The sequence below is a fragment of the Bradyrhizobium sp. UFLA05-112 genome (genome assembly GCF_053572325.1).
This window is the reverse complement of sequence record NZ_JBANBK010000012.1, coordinates 62,187-78,833: the sequence shown is the minus strand read 5'-3', so window position 1 is coordinate 78,833 and position 16,647 is coordinate 62,187. Positions and strand designations below refer to the sequence as shown.

17 protein-coding genes are annotated in these 16,647 nt (G+C 64.8%); 11 read left to right on the top strand and 6 right to left on the bottom strand.

Going from position 1 to position 16,647, the window contains the following annotated elements; translation table 11 throughout:
• Positions 1 to 131 precede the first annotated feature (131 nt).
• The 7 genes from fabD to gmk all read left to right on the top strand — a co-directional run bounded on the left by fabD (position 132) and on the right by gmk (position 6,948).
• A complete protein-coding gene (gene fabD, locus SO180_RS09650) occupies positions 132 to 1,091 on the top strand; it encodes an ACP S-malonyltransferase (protein ID WP_449378570.1) in 960 nt (319 codons plus the stop codon).
• Between the two features lie 10 nt (positions 1,092 to 1,101).
• Complete coding sequence (gene fabG / locus SO180_RS09645) at positions 1,102 to 1,839, top strand: 3-oxoacyl-[acyl-carrier-protein] reductase (protein ID WP_027522575.1); 738 nt, start codon at positions 1,102 to 1,104, stop codon at positions 1,837 to 1,839.
• Between the two features lie 310 nt (positions 1,840 to 2,149).
• Entirely contained in the window at positions 2,150 to 2,389 is a 240-nt protein-coding gene (locus SO180_RS09640) for an acyl carrier protein (protein WP_027522576.1), read from the top strand.
• 105 nt (positions 2,390 to 2,494) lie between these two features.
• On the top strand, positions 2,495 to 3,760 hold the full coding sequence (fabF, locus tag SO180_RS09635; protein ID WP_449378569.1) for a beta-ketoacyl-ACP synthase II: 1,266 nt from the start codon (positions 2,495 to 2,497) through the stop codon (positions 3,758 to 3,760).
• A 124-nt stretch (positions 3,761 to 3,884) separates the two neighbouring features.
• Positions 3,885 to 5,162 (top strand): endolytic transglycosylase MltG, encoded by a 1,278-nt coding sequence (gene mltG / locus SO180_RS09630; RefSeq protein ID WP_449378568.1) that lies wholly within the window; start codon positions 3,885 to 3,887, stop codon positions 5,160 to 5,162.
• 235 nt (positions 5,163 to 5,397) lie between these two features.
• Positions 5,398 to 6,285 (top strand): YicC/YloC family endoribonuclease, encoded by an 888-nt coding sequence (locus SO180_RS09625; RefSeq protein WP_449378567.1) that lies wholly within the window; start codon positions 5,398 to 5,400, stop codon positions 6,283 to 6,285.
• A 3-nt stretch (positions 6,286 to 6,288) separates the two neighbouring features.
• A complete protein-coding gene (gene gmk / locus SO180_RS09620) occupies positions 6,289 to 6,948 on the top strand; it encodes a guanylate kinase (protein ID WP_449378566.1) in 660 nt (219 codons plus the stop codon).
• Here the strand turns inward: gmk and SO180_RS09615 are convergent.
• Positions 6,881 to 8,176, bottom strand: coding sequence for a hypothetical protein (locus SO180_RS09615; RefSeq protein WP_449378565.1), 1,296 nt, complete (start codon positions 8,174 to 8,176; stop codon positions 6,881 to 6,883). The genes gmk and SO180_RS09615 overlap by 68 nt on opposite strands.
• A 302-nt stretch (positions 8,177 to 8,478) precedes the next feature.
• Between SO180_RS09615 and SO180_RS09610 the strand changes: the two genes are divergently transcribed.
• On the top strand, positions 8,479 to 8,967 hold the full coding sequence (locus tag SO180_RS09610) for a helix-turn-helix domain-containing protein (RefSeq protein ID WP_449378564.1): 489 nt from the start codon (positions 8,479 to 8,481) through the stop codon (positions 8,965 to 8,967).
• A 166-nt stretch (positions 8,968 to 9,133) separates the two neighbouring features.
• Entirely contained in the window at positions 9,134 to 10,381 is a 1,248-nt protein-coding gene (locus SO180_RS09605; protein ID WP_449378563.1) for a sensor histidine kinase, read from the top strand.
• A 16-nt stretch (positions 10,382 to 10,397) separates the two neighbouring features.
• Here SO180_RS09605 and SO180_RS09600 read toward each other — a convergent pair whose 3' ends face one another.
• Positions 10,398 to 11,303: a transglutaminase family protein gene (locus SO180_RS09600; RefSeq protein WP_449378562.1), complete on the bottom strand. Its 906-nt coding sequence runs from the start codon at positions 11,301 to 11,303 to the stop codon at positions 10,398 to 10,400.
• A gap of 153 nt (positions 11,304 to 11,456) precedes the next feature.
• On the opposite strand from SO180_RS09600, the gene SO180_RS09595 reads away from it, so the two are divergent.
• Both SO180_RS09595 and SO180_RS09590 read left to right on the top strand, forming a co-directional pair.
• Positions 11,457 to 11,720: a GlsB/YeaQ/YmgE family stress response membrane protein gene (locus SO180_RS09595; protein ID WP_449378561.1), complete on the top strand. Its 264-nt coding sequence runs from the start codon at positions 11,457 to 11,459 to the stop codon at positions 11,718 to 11,720.
• Between the two features lie 121 nt (positions 11,721 to 11,841).
• Positions 11,842 to 12,609: a hypothetical protein gene (locus SO180_RS09590; RefSeq protein WP_449378560.1), complete on the top strand. Its 768-nt coding sequence runs from the start codon at positions 11,842 to 11,844 to the stop codon at positions 12,607 to 12,609.
• A gap of 33 nt (positions 12,610 to 12,642) precedes the next feature.
• On the opposite strand, the gene SO180_RS09585 is transcribed toward SO180_RS09590, so the two are convergent.
• The 4 genes from SO180_RS09585 to SO180_RS09570 all read right to left on the bottom strand — a co-directional run bounded on the left by SO180_RS09585 (position 12,643) and on the right by SO180_RS09570 (position 16,631).
• On the bottom strand, positions 12,643 to 13,701 hold the full coding sequence (locus tag SO180_RS09585) for an alcohol dehydrogenase (RefSeq protein ID WP_449378559.1): 1,059 nt from the start codon (positions 13,699 to 13,701) through the stop codon (positions 12,643 to 12,645).
• 148 nt (positions 13,702 to 13,849) lie between these two features.
• Positions 13,850 to 14,704 (bottom strand): 16S rRNA (adenine(1518)-N(6)/adenine(1519)-N(6))-dimethyltransferase RsmA, encoded by an 855-nt coding sequence (rsmA, locus tag SO180_RS09580; RefSeq protein ID WP_449378558.1) that lies wholly within the window; start codon positions 14,702 to 14,704, stop codon positions 13,850 to 13,852.
• Positions 14,701 to 15,702, bottom strand: coding sequence for a 4-hydroxythreonine-4-phosphate dehydrogenase PdxA (gene pdxA / locus SO180_RS09575; RefSeq protein WP_449378557.1), 1,002 nt, complete (start codon positions 15,700 to 15,702; stop codon positions 14,701 to 14,703). The genes rsmA and pdxA overlap by 4 nt, the downstream gene beginning before the upstream one ends.
• Positions 15,702 to 16,631 (bottom strand): SurA N-terminal domain-containing protein, encoded by a 930-nt coding sequence (locus SO180_RS09570; protein ID WP_449378556.1) that lies wholly within the window; start codon positions 16,629 to 16,631, stop codon positions 15,702 to 15,704. The genes pdxA and SO180_RS09570 overlap by 1 nt, the downstream gene beginning before the upstream one ends.
• Between the last annotated feature and the right edge of the window lie 16 nt (positions 16,632 to 16,647).

The window sequence follows — 16,647 nt, the reverse complement described above, 5'->3', positions numbered from 1 at the left end:
TCGCGGCTTGACATTTCGGCCCCGGTCAGTGTCTACGGCCCCCTTTGGAGCATGATCGGGAACAACGGCCCACGCCCCGGCGTAGAATGGCCGCCCGATCCTGACGAGGCTCAGCAAGCCAGGGAGCGCCGATGACGGCAGCATTCACATTTCCGGGGCAGGGGTCCCAGGCGGTCGGTATGGGCAAGGCCCTGGCGGAAGCCTTTCCTGCGGCCCGCGCCGTGTTCGACGAGGTCGACGCCGCGCTTGGGGAAAAGCTCACTGCGACCATCTGGGATGGCCCGGCGGAGACCCTCCAACTCACCGAAAACGCCCAGCCTGCCTTGATGGCGGTCTCGCTCGCCACCTTGCGTGTGCTGGAGGCCGAGGCCGGATTTTCCGTGGGGCGGGATGCGGCGTTCGTCGCCGGGCACTCGCTCGGCGAATATTCGGCGCTGGCTGCGGCCGGAAGCCTGACGATTTCCGATACCGCGCGGCTGCTGCGCACCCGCGGTTTGGCAATGCAAAAGGCCGTCCCGGTCGGCGCTGGCGCGATGGCCGCGCTGCTCGGCCTCGACTACGAGGCGGCCATGGAGGTCGCCCAAGAGGCGGCGCAGGGGCAGGTCTGTCAGGCTGCCAATGACAATGGCGGCGGTCAGGTGGTGGTCTCCGGCGACAAGGCGGCGGTCGATCGCGCCGTCGAGATCGCCAAGGGCAAGGGCGCCAAGCGCGCGATGCTGCTGCCGGTATCCGCGCCGTTCCATTGCAAGCTGATGCAGCCGGCCGCCGATGCCATGGCCGAAGCGCTGTCCAAGGTCACGATCAAGGCGCCCGCAGCGCCCCTGGTCTCCAACGTGCTGGCGAGCGCCATCACCGATCCCGACGAGATCCGCCGCCGTCTGGTCGAGCAGGTCACCGGCACGGTGCGCTGGCGTGAGTCGGTTTCCTATATGGCTGGTCAGGGCGTGACGCGTTTCTTCGAGATCGGCGCAGGCAAGGTGCTGACGGGTCTCGTCAAGCGCATCGCCGACGGGGCCGTCGGTTTGGCCGTCGGCGGGCCGAACGATATTGCCGCGGCCAAAGACGCCTTGGCTGCCGCGAAGCAGGGGTGAGGAGCTATCGATGTTCGATCTGACTGGCAGGAAGGCGCTCGTCACCGGCGCGACCGGGGGCATCGGCGGCGCGATCGCGCTGGCGCTGCATGCGCAGGGCGCCACGGTTGCGATTTCGGGGACGCGGAAAGAGGTGCTGGACGAGCTCGCCGGCAAGCTCGGCGAGCGCGTGCACGTGCTGCCGTGCAATCTCTCCAAGGCTGACGAGGTCGAGGCGCTGGTGCCCGCCGCGGAAGCTGCGATGGGCCAGGTCGACATCCTCGTCGCCAATGCCGGTATCACGCGCGACAATCTTTTCGTGCAGCTTCGCGACGAGGACTGGGAGGAGGTCATCAACGTCAACCTCACCGCGACCTTCCGCCTCGCGCGCGCCGCGACCAAGCTGATGATGCGCAAGCGGTTCGGCCGCATCATCGCGATCACCTCGGTGGTCGGCGTCACCGGCAATCCCGGCCAGGGCAATTACACCGCGTCGAAGGCGGGCCTGATCGGCATGATCAAGACGCTCGGCGCCGAATACGCCAAGCGCGGGGTGACCGCGAATTGCATCGCGCCGGGCTTCATCAAGACGCCGATGACCGATGCGCTCAACGACAAGCAGCGCGAGACGATTCTGACCAAGGTTCCGGCCGCCCGGCTGGGAACGCCGGAGGATATTGCTGCAGCTGCGGTCTATCTGAGCTCCAACGAAGCAGGCTACGTCACCGGCCAGACCATCCACGTCAACGGTGGCATGGCCATGATCTGAACGTAATCCGGCCGGCGGAAGGCCGGGCGGACCGGATGCGGCAAACGGCCGTTTCCGAAGCGAATTGAGGCTTGTAGTCAAGGCAATTGGAGTATGATAACCGGACCTTCAACGGATGGGCAAAGAACGCCATTGCAGGTTTTTGAAACCCTGTATATTGGCGATGCGGAGCCTTGGCCGTCGTTCGCCGGGCCCTGCATCGGCTAGGATGGGGCCAAATCAAGTTCGTACGCAAAGGCAGTAAAACGACCACGACGGCTCGTATCGTCCCGGGGGGTCGGGTCTACAGGGAACAACACGAGGTTAAGCAATGAGTGACATTGGCGAACGGGTTAAGAAGATCGTGGTCGAACACCTTGGTGTTGAGCCCGAGAAGGTTATCGACAGCGCGAGCTTCATTGATGACCTCGGCGCCGACAGTCTGGACACCGTCGAGCTGGTGATGGCGTTCGAGGAAGAGTTCGGTTGCGAGATTCCGGACGACGCCGCGGAAACGATTCTCACCGTCGGCGACGCGACCAAGTTTCTCGAGAAGAACGCGAAGAGCTAAGGCTCCAAAATCCGCGGTCGAACGACGAAACCGGACGGATCGTGCCAGCGGTCCACCGGTTTCTTGTTATCGGCCGCGATTCCTTGAGAACCGGAGTTTTGGGATATGAGACGAGTTGTCGTCACGGGCCTCGGCATGGTGTCGCCACTCGGCTGCGGTGTCGAGCCGACCTGGCAGCGTATCCTTAACGGCGAGAGCGGGGCGCGCAAGATCGAGACGTTCGACGTCTCCGATCTGCAGACCAAGATCGCCTGCGTCGTGCCGCGCGGCGACGGTTCGAACGGCACTTTCAATGCCGACCAGTGGATGGAGCCGAAGGACCAGCGCAAGGTCGACGATTTCATCATCTTTGCCGTGTCGGCGGCGACGCAGGCTCTCAATGATGCCAACTGGCATCCTGAGAGCGAAGAGGACAAGTGCGCGACCGGCACCCTGATCGGCTCCGGCATCGGCGGCCTCAACGGCATCGCGGAGACTGCAATCCTGCTGAAGGAGCGCGGGCCGCGCCGGGTCTCGCCGTTCTTCATTCCAGGCCGGCTGATCAATCTCACCTCCGGCTATGTCTCGATCGAGCATGGGCTGAAAGGGCCGAACCATTCCGTGGTCACGGCCTGTTCGACCGGCGCGCATGCGATCGGTGATGCCGCCCGTCTGATCGCACTGGGCGATGCCGACGTGATGGTCGCCGGCGGCGCGGAATCGCCGATCAGCCGCATCGGCATCGCCGGCTTCAACGCGGCGCGTGCGTTGTCCACCGGATTCAACGAGACACCCGAGAAGGCCTCGCGCCCCTATGACAAGGATCGCGATGGCTTCGTGATGGGCGAAGGCGCTGGCGTCGTGATCCTCGAAGAGCTCGAGCATGCGAGGGGCCGCGGCGCGAAGATCTACGCCGAGGTGATCGGCTACGGCCTGTCCGGCGATGCCTATCACATCACCTCCCCATCTCCGGACGGAGACGGCGGCTTCCGCAGCATGTCGGCCGCGTTGAAGCGCGCCGGGCTGACGCCGGCCGATCTCGACTACATCAACGCGCATGGCACCTCGACGCCGCTCGGCGACGAGATCGAGCTCGGCGCGGTGGAGCGGCTGCTCGGCAACGCGGCGTCCAAGGTCGCGATGTCCTCGACCAAATCCTCGACCGGGCATCTCCTCGGTGCGGCGGGTGCGATCGAGGCGATTTTCGCCATGCTCGCGATTCGCGATAACATCGCGCCGCCCACCATCAACCTCGAGCACCCGTCGGTCGAGACCGCGATCGATCTCGTGCCTCAGGCGGCGAAGAAGCGCGAGATCAACGTGGCGTTGTCGAATTCTTTCGGTTTTGGCGGTACCAACGCATCGGTGATCGTCAGGCGGCTGGCCGATTAGCTTGGGTTTCAGACGAATTCACCGTTTTGCCGTATTCGGCGATAAGTCATAGTTGCGGGCGTGTGCTATTAGCCGGGCAGACGATCGTCAGGCTGCGATTGAACCGGCAGGATTCAGGTTTTCGATGAGTGAAAGGCCGCCCATTTCGCCCCGAAGCCCGCGCGCTGCGCTGGAGCCTGAACAGGTGCCGCCGCCGCCGAAGCGGTCGGACCGCGCGCGCAATCCCTTCGTGGTGGTCGGCAACGCCATCATCACCATCCTCCTGATCGCGATGCTCGGGGCAGGCGCGGTCTACTATTACGGCCGGCAGGTTCTTGAGGCGGCCGGGCCGCTCCAGGAAGACAAGATCGTCAATATCCCCTCGCGCGCGGGCAAGCGCGATATTGCCGACGTCCTGAACAGGGAAGGCGTCACCGACGTCAATCCCTGGGTCTTCATCGCCAGCGTCTTTGCGCTGAAGGCGAGCTCGGACCTGAAGCCCGGCGAATATTCTTTCCAGAAGAACGCTTCGTTGCGCGACGTCATCGCCACCATCGTCGAAGGCAAGGTGGTGCAGCATGCGGTGACGATTCCCGAAGGCCTGACCTCCGAGCAGATCGTGGCGCGGCTGTCGGACAACGACATCTTCACCGGCAGCGTGCGCGAATTGCCGCGTGAGGGCACGCTGCTGCCGGAGACCTATAAATTCCCGCGCGGCACCACGCGCGAGCAGGTGGTCCAGCGCATGCAACAGGCGCACAAGCGCGTGCTCGCCGAGATCTGGGAGCGCCGCAGCCAGGACATTCCGATCAAGACGCCCGAGCAACTGGTGACGCTCGCCTCGATCGTCGAGAAGGAGACCGGCAAGCCCGACGAGCGCAGCCGAGTCGCGGCCGTGTTCGTCAATCGTTTGAAGCAGAAGATCAAGCTGCAGTCCGATCCGACCATCATCTACGGTCTCGTCGGCGGCAAGGGCACGCTGGGCCGCCCGATCAAGCGCAGCGAGATCACCCAGCCCTCGCCCTATAACACCTATGTCATCGACGGGCTGCCGCCGGGGCCGATCTCCAACCCCGGCCGCGCCTCGCTGGAGGCTGCCGCCAATCCCGCCCGCACCCGCGACCTCTATTTTGTCGCCGATGGCACCGGCGGCCACGCCTTCACCGAAACCTACGACGCGCACCAGAAGAACGTCGCCAAGCTCCGGGCGATGGAGAAGCAGATCCAGAACGACACCGTCGAGCCTGCCGACGATGCCCAGGCACCGGCTGCCGCCGCGCCTGCCGGCGTCGACACGGCGCCGACCGCAACCACGCCGCCCAAGCCGGCCCAGCAGAAGAAGCCGCCGGCGCCGCGCCCGGCCAATCCTGCGCCGGCCCGCCAGGGGGCGGTGCAACCCTCGCCGCAGGTTATCCAGCGCTAGAGCATGATCCGGACCCGAAGGGCCGCGTTAGCGCAAAGTGTGGAACGGTTTTCCGAAAAGATCATGCTCAAACAACAACCTAAGGCGCGATGACGATTCATCCTGATCTCATCACGCTTTAGGCCGCAACCCCGACCTGCGGTGGTTACGGATTCCACTTTGCGGCAAAATGGTCTTAAGATTCGCGTGCCTTGATGGCCTTTGCGAATCTCATCTGTGCGGAGAAGTTCACTCGATGGCGCTGTCGTCCATGACCGGCTTTGCCCGAAGCCACGGTGCAAGCGGGCCGTATACGTTCGAATGGGAATTGAAGTCGGTCAATGCCAAGGGCTTTGACCTGCGCGTGCGGCTGCCGCAGGGCTTTGACGAGCTCGAGGCCCACGCCAAGAAACGCGCCGGGGAGGTTTTGTCGCGCGGCACGGTCTACGCCAATCTCAACGTCAAGCGCGCGAACGCCGTGGCGACCGTGCGGATCAATGAGGACGTGCTCTCGGCCGTGCTGAAGGCGGCCTCGCAGATCGCCGGCAAGGTCGACGCGGTGGCGCCGAGCATCGACGGCCTTTTGGCCATCAAGGGCGTCATCGAGGTCGCCGAGCCAGAAGGCAACGAGGAAGAGGACAAGGCGGCGCGCACCGCCGCGGCCGAAGCCTTCGACAAGGCGCTCGCCGAGCTCGTCGACATGCGCAAGCGCGAGGGCACCTCGCTTGGCCAGATCCTGACACAGCGCGTGGACGAGATCGAAGCGCTCGCGAAGAAGGCGGAAGCCGCGCCCGGCCGCAAGCCGGAGGCGATCAAGGCAAAACTCGCCGAGCAGATCGCGACGCTGCTCGACACCTCCGATCGCTTCGATTCCGATCGTTTGATGCAGGAAGCGATCCTGATCGCAACCAAGGCCGACATCCGCGAGGAGCTCGACCGCATCGCCTCCCACATCGCACAGGCGCGCGAGTTGATCGGCAAGGGCGGCCCGATCGGGCGCAAGCTGGATTTCCTGGCGCAGGAGTTTCACCGCGAGGTCAATACCTGCTGCTCGAAGTCGAACGACATCGAGCTGACCAACACGGGGCTCGCCTTGAAGAATGTGGTCGAACAGTTCCGCGAGCAGGTCCAGAATCTGGAGTGATCGATGACGACGGGCGGTCACGGAACTGATGGTGTCGAGCGGCGCGGACTGATGTTCGTGTTGTCCTCACCCTCCGGCGCGGGCAAGACGACGCTGTCGCGCCTGTTGATCGAGCGGATGCCTGGACTGAAGATGTCAGTCTCCGCGACCACGCGCGCGAAGCGGCCCGGCGAGGTCGATGGCCGTGACTACCTGTTCGTCGACAAGCCGAGCTTCGAGGCGATGGTGAAGGGCGACGAGCTCTTGGAATGGGCAACCGTGTTCGACAACCGCTACGGCACGCCGCGCGCACCGGTCGAGGCGGCGCTGTCGGCGGGGCAGGACGTGCTGTTCGACATCGACTGGCAGGGCACGCAGCAATTACGTGAGAAGGCGCGCGCCGACGTCGTCAGCGTCTTCATCCTGCCGCCGTCGGCCGCCGATCTGGAGAAGCGCCTGCGCTCGCGCGCGCAGGATTCCGACGAGGTGATCCGCAAGCGGATGAGCCGCGCCAGCCACGAGATGAGCCACTGGGCCGAGTACGATTACATCGTCATCAACCACGACGTCGATGAGGCCTTCTCCGAGGTGCAGTCGATCCTGAAGGCCGAGCGCCTCAAGCGCGAGCGGCGGATTGGCGTCGTTGGCTTTGTACGAGGTCTGCAAGGTCAGCTTCAGGGCTAGACGGCGCCAGCCGCGGACCTTCCTTCGCCAAACGTTCCAGGATCGCGGTGATCGCATCGATATCGACCGCGTCGGCATCGCTGTTGTCGCTGTCATCCGCATCTGCATCGACGGCTGGGACATGCGGCTCGGCGGTTTCCGCCGCCGGTGCGATGTGCAGGTCCTTGCGGTCCAGGTCCTCAGGGACCAGCTCTTCGAACTCGGTCGTTGCATCCTCGAGAGGTTGCTCCACGTGCGGTGTGGACGCGCCGTAGGTCTTGCCATTGGCGGTCTTGCCATTGGCGTTGGCCGCCGTGGCCAGCGCGGCGCCGAAATCTACAGGGCGCGGCCGCTGCACGCGTGGGGCGGCAGTTGCGGTCGCATCGATCCACGGCGCGCGGCTCCTGTCGTCGTGCGCGGGCTCCCAGTTGACACGGCGGCGTCCGCCTTCAGGCTGGACGCGCCTGCGCGAGCCGGCGAAGCGATAGATGACGCTGCCGGTGATGCCGGCGAGCGCCAGCGCGCCGCCGATGACGAGCAGCAGAGTCTGGAGCGAACCAGTCGGCTTCTCGGCCGGGGCATCGGCCGAGGCGAGCGTCATCGTGCCGGCTGGAGGCGAAACCTGCGGTTTGGGCGCGGGCCGCGCATCGGCGAGTTTCGGCGCGGGCGCGGCTTGCGGAGCAGGCGGGGGGGCCGCGCTCGGGTCGGGCCAGCGCGCATCGACGGTCGGCTGGCCTGCACCGGCATCGGCCACCGTGACCGGACGCTGAAGCGTTGTGGGCGGGGTGCTGGGTGCGCTCGGCGCCGGGATCGATGCGGTCGTGTCGGGTGTTGCAGCAGCAGCGGTCTGTGCCGTGAGTTCGGCGTGCGCGTCCTGCACCGAGCGCGGCGCGGGTTTGTCGGCCTTCTGCGCAGGTGAGGTCGCCGGTGCGGCCGGCGCGCTCTGCGTCGCCGGCGCGCTTTGCGTCGCCTGCGCGCTCTGGGCCGTTTTCGCGCCTTCCTCGCGCAGATACCAGCACTGCCGCTTGGTGCCGCGTTCGACGCGATAGTACCAGTGCTGCCCCTCGGGCGCTGAGCCCTTCGGGGCGCGAAGGCAATCGTCGGTGGCGTTTGAAGAATTTTGCGACGCATCCTGCGCGTCTGCCGCGGCCGGGGCGCTCGTCGCGTTCTGCGATTCCGCACTCAAAGGTATGCCGGCGAGTACGCTCGCAAACAGAGCAGATATGAATTTCGCGGTTCGGTTGCCCATCCTGGTCTCCCGGCTACGCCTTACGCAACGCGTCACTGTCCTCCTTCTCGTCAAAGAGTTGGGTGGCAATGAGCCGCAAATCCGGAGAGGATGAGGCTTAAATCGGGCCTGCGCAGCGTTCGTTCCGCCGCGAAAATGAACGATTCTCGGGACTATTGTTTGATCGGGGTCTGCGTCCCAGAGCATCCAGCCGCCCGGGTTCACGCTCTCGAAGTTCGGGTTCCCTGACGCAAATTTGCCTATCCGAGCGAGCCGCCAAGGCGATAAGCTTGGTCCGGGGTGTCGTTTGATGGATCACGGCCATGGCCCTTTTCCACGACCATTCCGACAAGAGCAGTTCCGCCGAAAAGTGGTCGGTCGCGGGCGAGGAGTTCGTCCTGCTCGACACCGTCCAGCCGCCGGCCCGCATCGCGATGGCGCGGGAGCGCATGCTGCTGAGCCGGCTCTATCTCGGCCTGATCCGCAGTCTCAACGACGACTACGGCGCCGACTTCGTCAGGCAGAACGACAGCGCCACCTTCCGCACGATCGGCATCTACCTGTTCCTGCGGACCGCGATGTGCTCGCCAGTGCGGGCGAGCATGGTAGCGGCCGCGCTGAAGCTGCCACGCGCAACCGTGCTGCGCAGGCTCGAGGAGATGATCAAGCAGGGGTACGTGGAGCGCATCGGCAATGCCTACCGTGTCACCGACAAGGTCAACATCCCCGACTTGCAGCAGCGGATCGACATGATCCTGGAGACGGCGCGCGAGTTGGCGCGGCTGACGGGCAGGGACGGACACGCGCATTGAGGCGATACGGCCGCAAATCTCAATTTTGCAGAATTTCGATAGTATGCCGCGGTTTTGCCGAAGCCGAAGAGACGCTGTGTGTCGTCCTGGGACGGTATCAGCGAGGGGGCCCGGCTCAGCCAAAGAGGATGCGACTCGAACCTACAAAAACAATGTCGAGGCGGTCATGGTACAGGCGTCAAAATCAGCGCTCGCATCCGAGGTGTTGCTGTTTCCGGAGCAGCCAGGCCTGAAATCGATCTACGACACTGCACCGATTGGACTTGCCTGCCTCTCCCCGGATTGCCGTTACCTGCAAATCAACCAGCGGCTCACCGAGATCTGCGGCATCTCGGTCGAAAACCATCTCGGCCGCTTCGTGCGGGATTGCGTTCCGGCCTTGGCGGATTCCGTCGCGGAGATCGTCCGCTCGATCATGGAAACCGGAGAGCCGGTGGTCGGCATAGAGGTCGCCGGCCAGCGCGCCGATCAGGCCGAGGAGCGCTACTGGGTGACCTATTGGCATCCCTTGCGCGCGCCGAACGGCGAGATCATCGCCGTCAACGTCGCGGCCGAGGAAATCACAGAACGCAAGCGTGCCGAGGCGGAGGTGCGCAAGGCGAAAGATGCTGCTGAAACCGCGTTGCGTCATTTGCGCGAGACCCAGCAGTCGCTGGTGGAGGCCGAAAAGCTCGCGGCGCTCGGTCGGATGGTTGCCGGCGTGGCGCATGAGATCAACGGTCCCGTGGGCAGCAGCCTGACGATCGCCTCGACGCTTCAGCGCAAGTCCGAGGCCTTCGCCTCGGAAGTTGCGGGCGGCAAGGTGCGACGCTCGAGCCTCAACGAGTTCATCAGCCTCGCCGGCGATGCGTCCACCCAGCTCATCACCAACCTGTCGCGTGCGGCGGAGCGGATCCAGTCCTTCAAGCAGGTCGCGCTCGATCCAAGTCAATCAGCGCTGCGCCGCTTCGACGCTGCCGAGTTGTCGGAGCAACTGCTGTCGCATCTCGATCGCGAATGTCATCGCCGCGGTATCGCGCTTGATCTGCGGCTCGCACGAGCTCTCGAAATGGACAGCTATCCCGGTCCCTTCGGGCAGGTTCTGACCCATCTGGTCATGAATGCGATGACCCATGCATGGCCGGATGGCGCCGGAGGTCGGATCCGCGTCGATCTGAGATCTGCGGGTGACGATCAGGTCGAGCTCATCGTGTCCGACGACGGTTGCGGAATGCCGCCGGACGTCAAGCTCTCCGCTTTCGATCCGTTCTTCACCACGCGACGTCACCATGGGGCGACGGGGCTCGGACTGCACGTCGTCCATGGCGTCGTCACCGAACGCCTTGGCGGCCGCATCACGCTGGACAGCGAGCTGGGGGCAGGGACGTATGTGCGGCTGATCCTTCCGAGAAATGCGCCACGGTCCGACGACTGATCAGCTCCAGGCCCGCTCAACTCTCGGAGGGATCGCGGATCTCGCCGATCTTGTGAACCGCGACCTTGATGCACATGCCCTGATAGTCCGTTGCATCTCCGAACCAGGACCCCTCCAGCGGTATGGCCTGGCCAGGATGCCGGGCGACAGCGACCGGGATGAGATCGAAGCCGGCATTGATCTGGTTGGTCGGGTCGTAGTCCAGCCATCCGGCGCCGGGGAGAAACACCTGGAGCCACGCATGCGTGGCGCCGGAGCCAGTCATTCCGACGGCGCCGCCATCCAGCGCCTGGTCGTAAAGGTAGCCGCTGACGAAGCGCGAGGCGAGGCCGAGGCGGCGCAGCACCTCGATCATCAGCCAGGCGTAGTCCCGGCATGTGCCGGATTTCGTACGCAGTGTCTCGCTCGGGGATTGCGTGCCTTGCGTTTCTCGGGCGCGGTAGCTGAACCCCTCACGAAACGTGCGCAAGATCCGGTGCAAAACGTCTGTCGTCTGGTCCTGATCGCCGGCGACGAAGGCCTTCGTCCACGCTGCAACGATGCCGTCGAGGTCGTCGGCGTGGGGACGCAGGTAACCGGCGAGGTCGGTCCACTCGTCGGGCGAATACTGCACGGGGATTTCATCGGCCCGCGGCTCCAGTGGAAAGGATTCAATGCCCTTGATGCCGAAGAACACGCCGCGCACCTGGAAAGTGAAGGTCAGCTCGCTGCTCGGCTCTGCGAACTCCATCACCGTAACGGTGTTGGAGCGGGAATCGGTAATCCAGTGGATCTTCGAAACCGGGCTGGTTTTCGCCGACCAACCGAGCAGGCGGGCAGATGCACCGCGCCTCGGCAAGAACATCGCCCGATGCGTCCCGAACGTAACGGGCTTTGCATATTTGTAGGTGGTGGTGTGGGTGATCTCGCCCAGCATTGCCATGCTGACCTCCCTCGCGCGACCCAATGACGGTCTTGTGCAATCAGGGCGGCCCGAGAACGCCGCCCTATGTTGATCTATGTCAAAGGCGCTCCCGTATGATCTCTTTCAGGATGGCGGTCGCCGCGCGTGCCGGCTCATGACAGGAGCAACGAGATGGGGATCCTTTGGACTATCATCATTGGCTTTATCGTCGGCGTGATCGCCAAATTCATCATGCCGGGCGGCAATGAGCCGAAGGGCTTCATCCTGACCACGATCCTGGGAGTCGTCGGCGCGTTCGTCGCGACGTTCCTAGGCCAGTCGGTGGGCTGGTACCGGGCGGGCGAATCGGCGGGCTTCATCGGCGCCATCGTCGGCGCAGTGATCCTGCTCTTCCTCTATGGCCTCTTCATGGGGCGCCAGGGGCGAACGAGCTGAACCCGGCGCGTCCGAGTTCTGCGGCGCGGTCGCCTGGAGGTCTGCATGCGCGCCCGCGCGCACCGATGGCCTTTGCGCTCCCTGGCTGAACCGATCGATCGTTTGCCCCGACCAAACGGGAATGCGCTGGCTTATTCCTGTTGTGCAATTGCTCGTTGCCTCGGCGAGCCTCTTCAACGTGATCCGTTTCCGGCTCGACAATCTCTTGATCGAGAGGGGGGCTGAGTTCGATCGTCTTGCACTCGCGGCGCTGGCCGTGGTTGTTGTGTCAACGGCCGCCGTGCTCGTTCTCTGCTGGCGCGCGACTGCGCTCACGTCGCCGCGTGCGGGACTTGCGCTACTTCTGGTCGGGTTGACGGCTTTTTCCGGTTTCGCGCCCGAGATCATTGAATCCCGCGTCCGGGCCACAGAGCACGAAACGCGCAAAGCCGAGCAACAGCAACGGGATGACGCGTTCGCGCGCGATCTCATTCAGTGGACCGCCGATGTGGATAGACGCGCGGCCCAGTCTCAGCCGCTCGAACCCGAGCAAGCCTGGGCATTTCTCGATTGCATCGGCAGTGCAGGTTATCGGGACGAGGGGGCCAATCCTCCGAGCGCGCAGGCGCTCGAACTCCTTCGCAGGGCGCTCGCGGCGGGGCTGATCGACGTCAATGCGGTGGTGCCGGGTCACCACCGCAAGCAGCCGGTGGCGCGGCCGCTGTTCCTCCAATTCTACAAGGAGCGCGTCGAGCCGCTGCGAAACGCGCTTGCGCGGCAGGATTGGGAGATCATGCGTCTGCTCGCGGCTGGTGGCGCCGACCTCGCGTTGCCCGACGCGGCGCCGCTCGTCGTCGACCTCGCGAAGACCATGGTCGCGGGACCGTCGCGCTTCGTCAGCTTGAAATAGCGTGGGCCGCGCGCGGCCTCAACGCCGGCGCAATCAATTCTTCAGCACGATGCGCCCCACGACCTTGCCGGCGCGCAGGCTGTCGATCCACTTCTGAGCATCGGCCATCGGCTCTTCCTGCATCGGCGTCGGCCTGATCTTGCCGGCGCGGGCGAGCGCCATCAGCTCGTGGGCCTCAGCGAGCGTACCCACCATGAAGCCTTCGATGGTCATGCGCTTGTACACCCATTGCACCATCGGCAGCGTGAACTGGCCGCCCATCAGGCCGGAGACCACGACCTTGCCGCCGCGCGCGAGCACGGAGACGGCGAACGCCATCGACTTCTCGTTGCCGGCGAAATCGACGACCTCGTCGAAACCGCCCTCGGTCTCTTTCAGGATGCGCCTGATAACCTCCGGCTCGGCCGGATCGTAGGCGGTCGCCGCGCCATTCTTCAGCGCGGTCTCGCGCGCCGCTGGGCTGAGATCGGCAACCGCGATCGGCTGCTTGAACATGGCCTGCGCGAACGAAAGGCCCATCATGCCGACGCCGCCGAGACCAATGAGCAAGAGGTTGCGCTGGCGCGGACGGTCGACGAGGCGCTTGAGCGCGCCGTAGGCGGTGACGCCCGAGCACATCAATGTCGCGGCCTGGTTGACCGGCAGGGGATCGTAGTCGAGCAGGTACTTCGCATCGGGCACCAGCACGTGGCTGGCAAAGCCGCCGTCGATGGAGACGCCGAGGAAGCGCTGCTTGGCGCAGAGATTCTCATCGCCATTGGCGCAGTCGCGGCACTGGCCGCAGCCGATCCATGGGAAGACCGCCTTCTTGGCGCCGATGAGGCCAGCCGGCACGTCACCGCCGACCTCGTCCACAACGCCTGCGATCTCGTGGCCGAGCGTGAACGGCAGCGTCATGCCGCGCGTGGTGTCGAGTTTCTTGCCGCCGCCGAGATCAGCATAGCCGTCCTGGATGTGCAGGTCGGAATGGCACAAGCCGCAGCGCTCGATGCGCACCAGCACCTCGCGTCCTTGCGGCTTGGGCGTGTCGATGATGGTCTCGCACAGCGGCGCATCGAACTTCACGAGGGACTGTCGACGCATCAACGCCATTTTCCTTCCTCCGAAATTTTCGCTGAAGCGCGATGAGATCAGGATGAATCGTCATCGCGCTTCGGGTTGTTGTTTGAGCATGATCTTTCGGAAAACCGCTTCACACTTTTCCGGATCATGCTCTAAAGCGCGATCATCGGATCGTGCTTTAGGTTTGGCTTCGTATATCGGCCAATTCACGCGCCATGGCAACAAAGCCCGCGACCGGAATGGTCTCGGCGCGCCGCGTCGCATCGACGCCGGCGGCCGAGGCGAGGCGTGCCGGATCGGCCTGAATTGATTTCAGGCTCTGGCGCAGCATCTTGCGGCGCTGGCCGAAGGCGGCGGCGGCGACCTGTTCGAGCAGCCGTCGGTCGCAAGGCAGAGGCGCCACGCGCGGCACGAGGCGCACGACGGAGGAGGTGACCTTCGGCGGTGGCACGAAGGCGGAAGGCGAGATGTCGAACAGGATCTTGGTCTCGGTACGCCAGTTGGCGAGCACGCCGAGCCGGCCATAGGCCTCTTCGTTCTCGCGCGCCACGATCCGCTCGGCGACTTCGCGCTGGAACATCAGCACCATCATCTCGTACCACGGCGGCCATGGCTCGCTGGTAAGCCATCCGATCAGGAGCTGGGTAGCTATGTTGTAGGGCAGGTTGGCGACGATCTTTGCTGCGTGACCCGCGAGCAGCGGCCTCGGATCGAAGGTCATGGCATCGCCATGCACGATCTCGAGCCGCCCCGGATAGCGCGCTGAAATATCCTGCAAGGCAGGGATCGCGCGCTCGTCATGCTCGATCGCGATGACGCGCGCAGCACCAAGCGCGAGCAGGGCACGGGTCAATCCGCCGGGGCCCGGACCGATCTCGACGATCGTCGAAGTCTCGAGCGGCGCGGCGGCACGCGCGATGCGCGCCGTCAGGTTGAGGTCGAGGAGGAAGTTCTGGCCCAGCGACTTGCGGGCCGATAGCGAATGCTGTCGAATGACCTCGCGAAGCGGCGGGAGGTCGTCGATCGCGCTCATGCCGGTTGCGCGGCCATGCGGCTTGCGAGCTGCAGCGCCGCGATCAGGCTTGCTGGATTGGCCTTGCCGGTGCCTGCGATATCGAACGCCGTGCCATGATCCGGTGATGTCCGGATGAAGGGCAGGCCGAGCGTGACGTTGACCGCGTCGTCGAAGGCGAGCGTTTTGATCGGGATCAGCGCCTGGTCGTGATACATGCAGACCGCGCAGTCGTAGGTTTCTCGCGCGGCGTCGTGGAACATGGTGTCGGCGGGCAGGGGGCCTCTGGCCTCGATGCCGTCGTTGCGCAAGATCTTGATCGCCGGCGTGACGATGGTCTGCTCCTCGTGGCCGAGCGAGCCGTCCTCGCCGGCATGCGGATTGAGACCGGAGATCGCGATGCGCGGCCGGCTGATGCCGAAACGGGATTTCAGCTCGGCCGCGACGATGCGCACTGTCGAGACGATGAGCTCGGGCGAGAGCTGCGCCAGCGCATCGCGCAGCGAAAGATGAATGGTCACCGGCACCACCGCAAGTCGCGGCGACCACAGCATCATCACCGGCTGCGGCACGCGTCCGTCCTGTTCGGCGAGCTCGGCGAGAAATTCGGTGTGACCGGGATGGCGGAAACCCGCGCGGTAGAGCACGCTCTTGGCGATCGGGTTGGTGACGATGGCGCCGGCGCGGCCTGCGCGGACGTCGGCAACGGCCTGGCGAATGGAGGCGAGCGCTGCGGGCGCGCTGCCCTCATCGGGCCGGCCCGGCTCGGCCGTTGCGATCTCTCCGGTAACAGCCACCGGCAGCGCGTCGGGGAAGGCGGCGACCGCCTCCTCGGCTCGAACACGCGCGATCTTGATATCGATGCCGAGTGCCTTGGCGCGGCGCGCGATCAGCGCGTCATCGCCGAGCAGGTAGAACGCGGGGAGCCCGAGCTCGTTGCGGCGCAGCCAGGTCGCGATCGTGATGTCGGGGCCGATGCCGGCAGGCTCGCCCAGGGTCAGTGCGAGGGGCCTTGCCATCAACGATATTCGATCATCGCCGCTTTGCGGATTTCTGCCAGATAACGCTTCGAGGTCTTCTCGTACTTCTCGACGTACATCTTCTCGCGGACCTCGCGCCGCTTCGGCGTGTCGATCATGGTCGGATTGCGCGCGCACAGCACGACCATTTCGATCCCCTGCTTGGTGGTCTCCGGCGGGGTGAGGTGGCCAACCGGCGTGTCGTCGAGCACCTTGCGAAGCGCCTCGGGGAGATCAGCGGTGGTCTTGGTGACGCTGTCGCGGATCGCCGCGTTGGGCGTCGAGCGGAACAGCGAATTGGCTTCATCGCAGCTCGTGATCCGGCTGCGGTACATTTCGGCTTCCTTGTGCCGTGCCTCGGTCGCTGCCTGCGACGAGCCGCGCGGCACGATGAGGACGATCGGCTGCATCTTGTATTCGAAACCCTCGACCTGCAGCTTTTCGCCATTCTGGGCCTGCACGGCGGCCGCGACGTCGCGCTCGCCGACCTGCAGCTGTTCCTTGAAGCGACCGCGAACGAGGCTGGTCCAGACCATTTCGGCACGCATGCGGTTCTTCAACGTTTCCGGCCGCACGCCCTTCACCTCGAGTGATTTCGCGAGCTGGTCCGTCGTGATGCGCATGCGCTGCGCCATGCCGGAGAAGGACTGGTCGATATCGGAGCTGGTAGGCTCGACGCCGTATTTCTTGCCTTCCTTGATCTTCACCTTCTCGTCGATCAGCTCGTTGAGGACTTCCTGCCGGCTCGGTGTCTTCTGGGTCGTCAGCAGGTCGAGCTTGCTGCGCTGTTCGACGTCGAAATCGGTGATGGGCTCGCCATTGACCATGACGACGACGGTCTGCGCCCGCGACGGGGCCGCGCCGCCGATCAGTAGCAGGGACGTGCCGAGTGCGATGAGAAGGCGATGAACTCGCAAAGTGATCGTCATGGATGTCGTCGCTCGC

What these genes read in the sequence shown, in the direction of transcription:
- SO180_RS09610 (WP_449378564.1), top strand. Translation starts at nt 8,479, where the DNA reads ATGGCCCTTTTCCACGACCATTCCGACAAGAGCAGTTCCGCCGAAAAG.
- pdxA (WP_449378557.1), bottom strand. Translation starts at nt 15,702, where the DNA reads ATGGCAAGGCCCCTCGCACTGACCCTGGGCGAGCCTGCCGGCATCGGC.
- fabG (WP_027522575.1), top strand. Translation starts at nt 1,102, where the DNA reads ATGTTCGATCTGACTGGCAGGAAGGCGCTCGTCACCGGCGCGACCGGG.
- SO180_RS09605 (WP_449378563.1), top strand. Translation starts at nt 9,134, where the DNA reads ATGGTACAGGCGTCAAAATCAGCGCTCGCATCCGAGGTGTTGCTGTTT.
- SO180_RS09640 (WP_027522576.1), top strand. Translation starts at nt 2,150, where the DNA reads ATGAGTGACATTGGCGAACGGGTTAAGAAGATCGTGGTCGAACACCTT.
- SO180_RS09625 (WP_449378567.1), top strand. Translation starts at nt 5,398, where the DNA reads ATGGCGCTGTCGTCCATGACCGGCTTTGCCCGAAGCCACGGTGCAAGC.
- fabF (WP_449378569.1), top strand. Translation starts at nt 2,495, where the DNA reads ATGAGACGAGTTGTCGTCACGGGCCTCGGCATGGTGTCGCCACTCGGC.
- SO180_RS09615 (WP_449378565.1), bottom strand. Translation starts at nt 8,176, where the DNA reads ATGGGCAACCGAACCGCGAAATTCATATCTGCTCTGTTTGCGAGCGTA.
- rsmA (WP_449378558.1), bottom strand. Translation starts at nt 14,704, where the DNA reads ATGAGCGCGATCGACGACCTCCCGCCGCTTCGCGAGGTCATTCGACAG.
- gmk (WP_449378566.1), top strand. Translation starts at nt 6,289, where the DNA reads ATGACGACGGGCGGTCACGGAACTGATGGTGTCGAGCGGCGCGGACTG.
- SO180_RS09590 (WP_449378560.1), top strand. Translation starts at nt 11,842, where the DNA reads ATGCGCTGGCTTATTCCTGTTGTGCAATTGCTCGTTGCCTCGGCGAGC.
- SO180_RS09585 (WP_449378559.1), bottom strand. Translation starts at nt 13,701, where the DNA reads ATGGCGTTGATGCGTCGACAGTCCCTCGTGAAGTTCGATGCGCCGCTG.
- SO180_RS09570 (WP_449378556.1), bottom strand. Translation starts at nt 16,631, where the DNA reads ATGACGATCACTTTGCGAGTTCATCGCCTTCTCATCGCACTCGGCACG.
- SO180_RS09600 (WP_449378562.1), bottom strand. Translation starts at nt 11,303, where the DNA reads ATGGCAATGCTGGGCGAGATCACCCACACCACCACCTACAAATATGCA.
- fabD (WP_449378570.1), top strand. Translation starts at nt 132, where the DNA reads ATGACGGCAGCATTCACATTTCCGGGGCAGGGGTCCCAGGCGGTCGGT.
- SO180_RS09595 (WP_449378561.1), top strand. Translation starts at nt 11,457, where the DNA reads ATGGGGATCCTTTGGACTATCATCATTGGCTTTATCGTCGGCGTGATC.
- mltG (WP_449378568.1), top strand. Translation starts at nt 3,885, where the DNA reads ATGAGTGAAAGGCCGCCCATTTCGCCCCGAAGCCCGCGCGCTGCGCTG.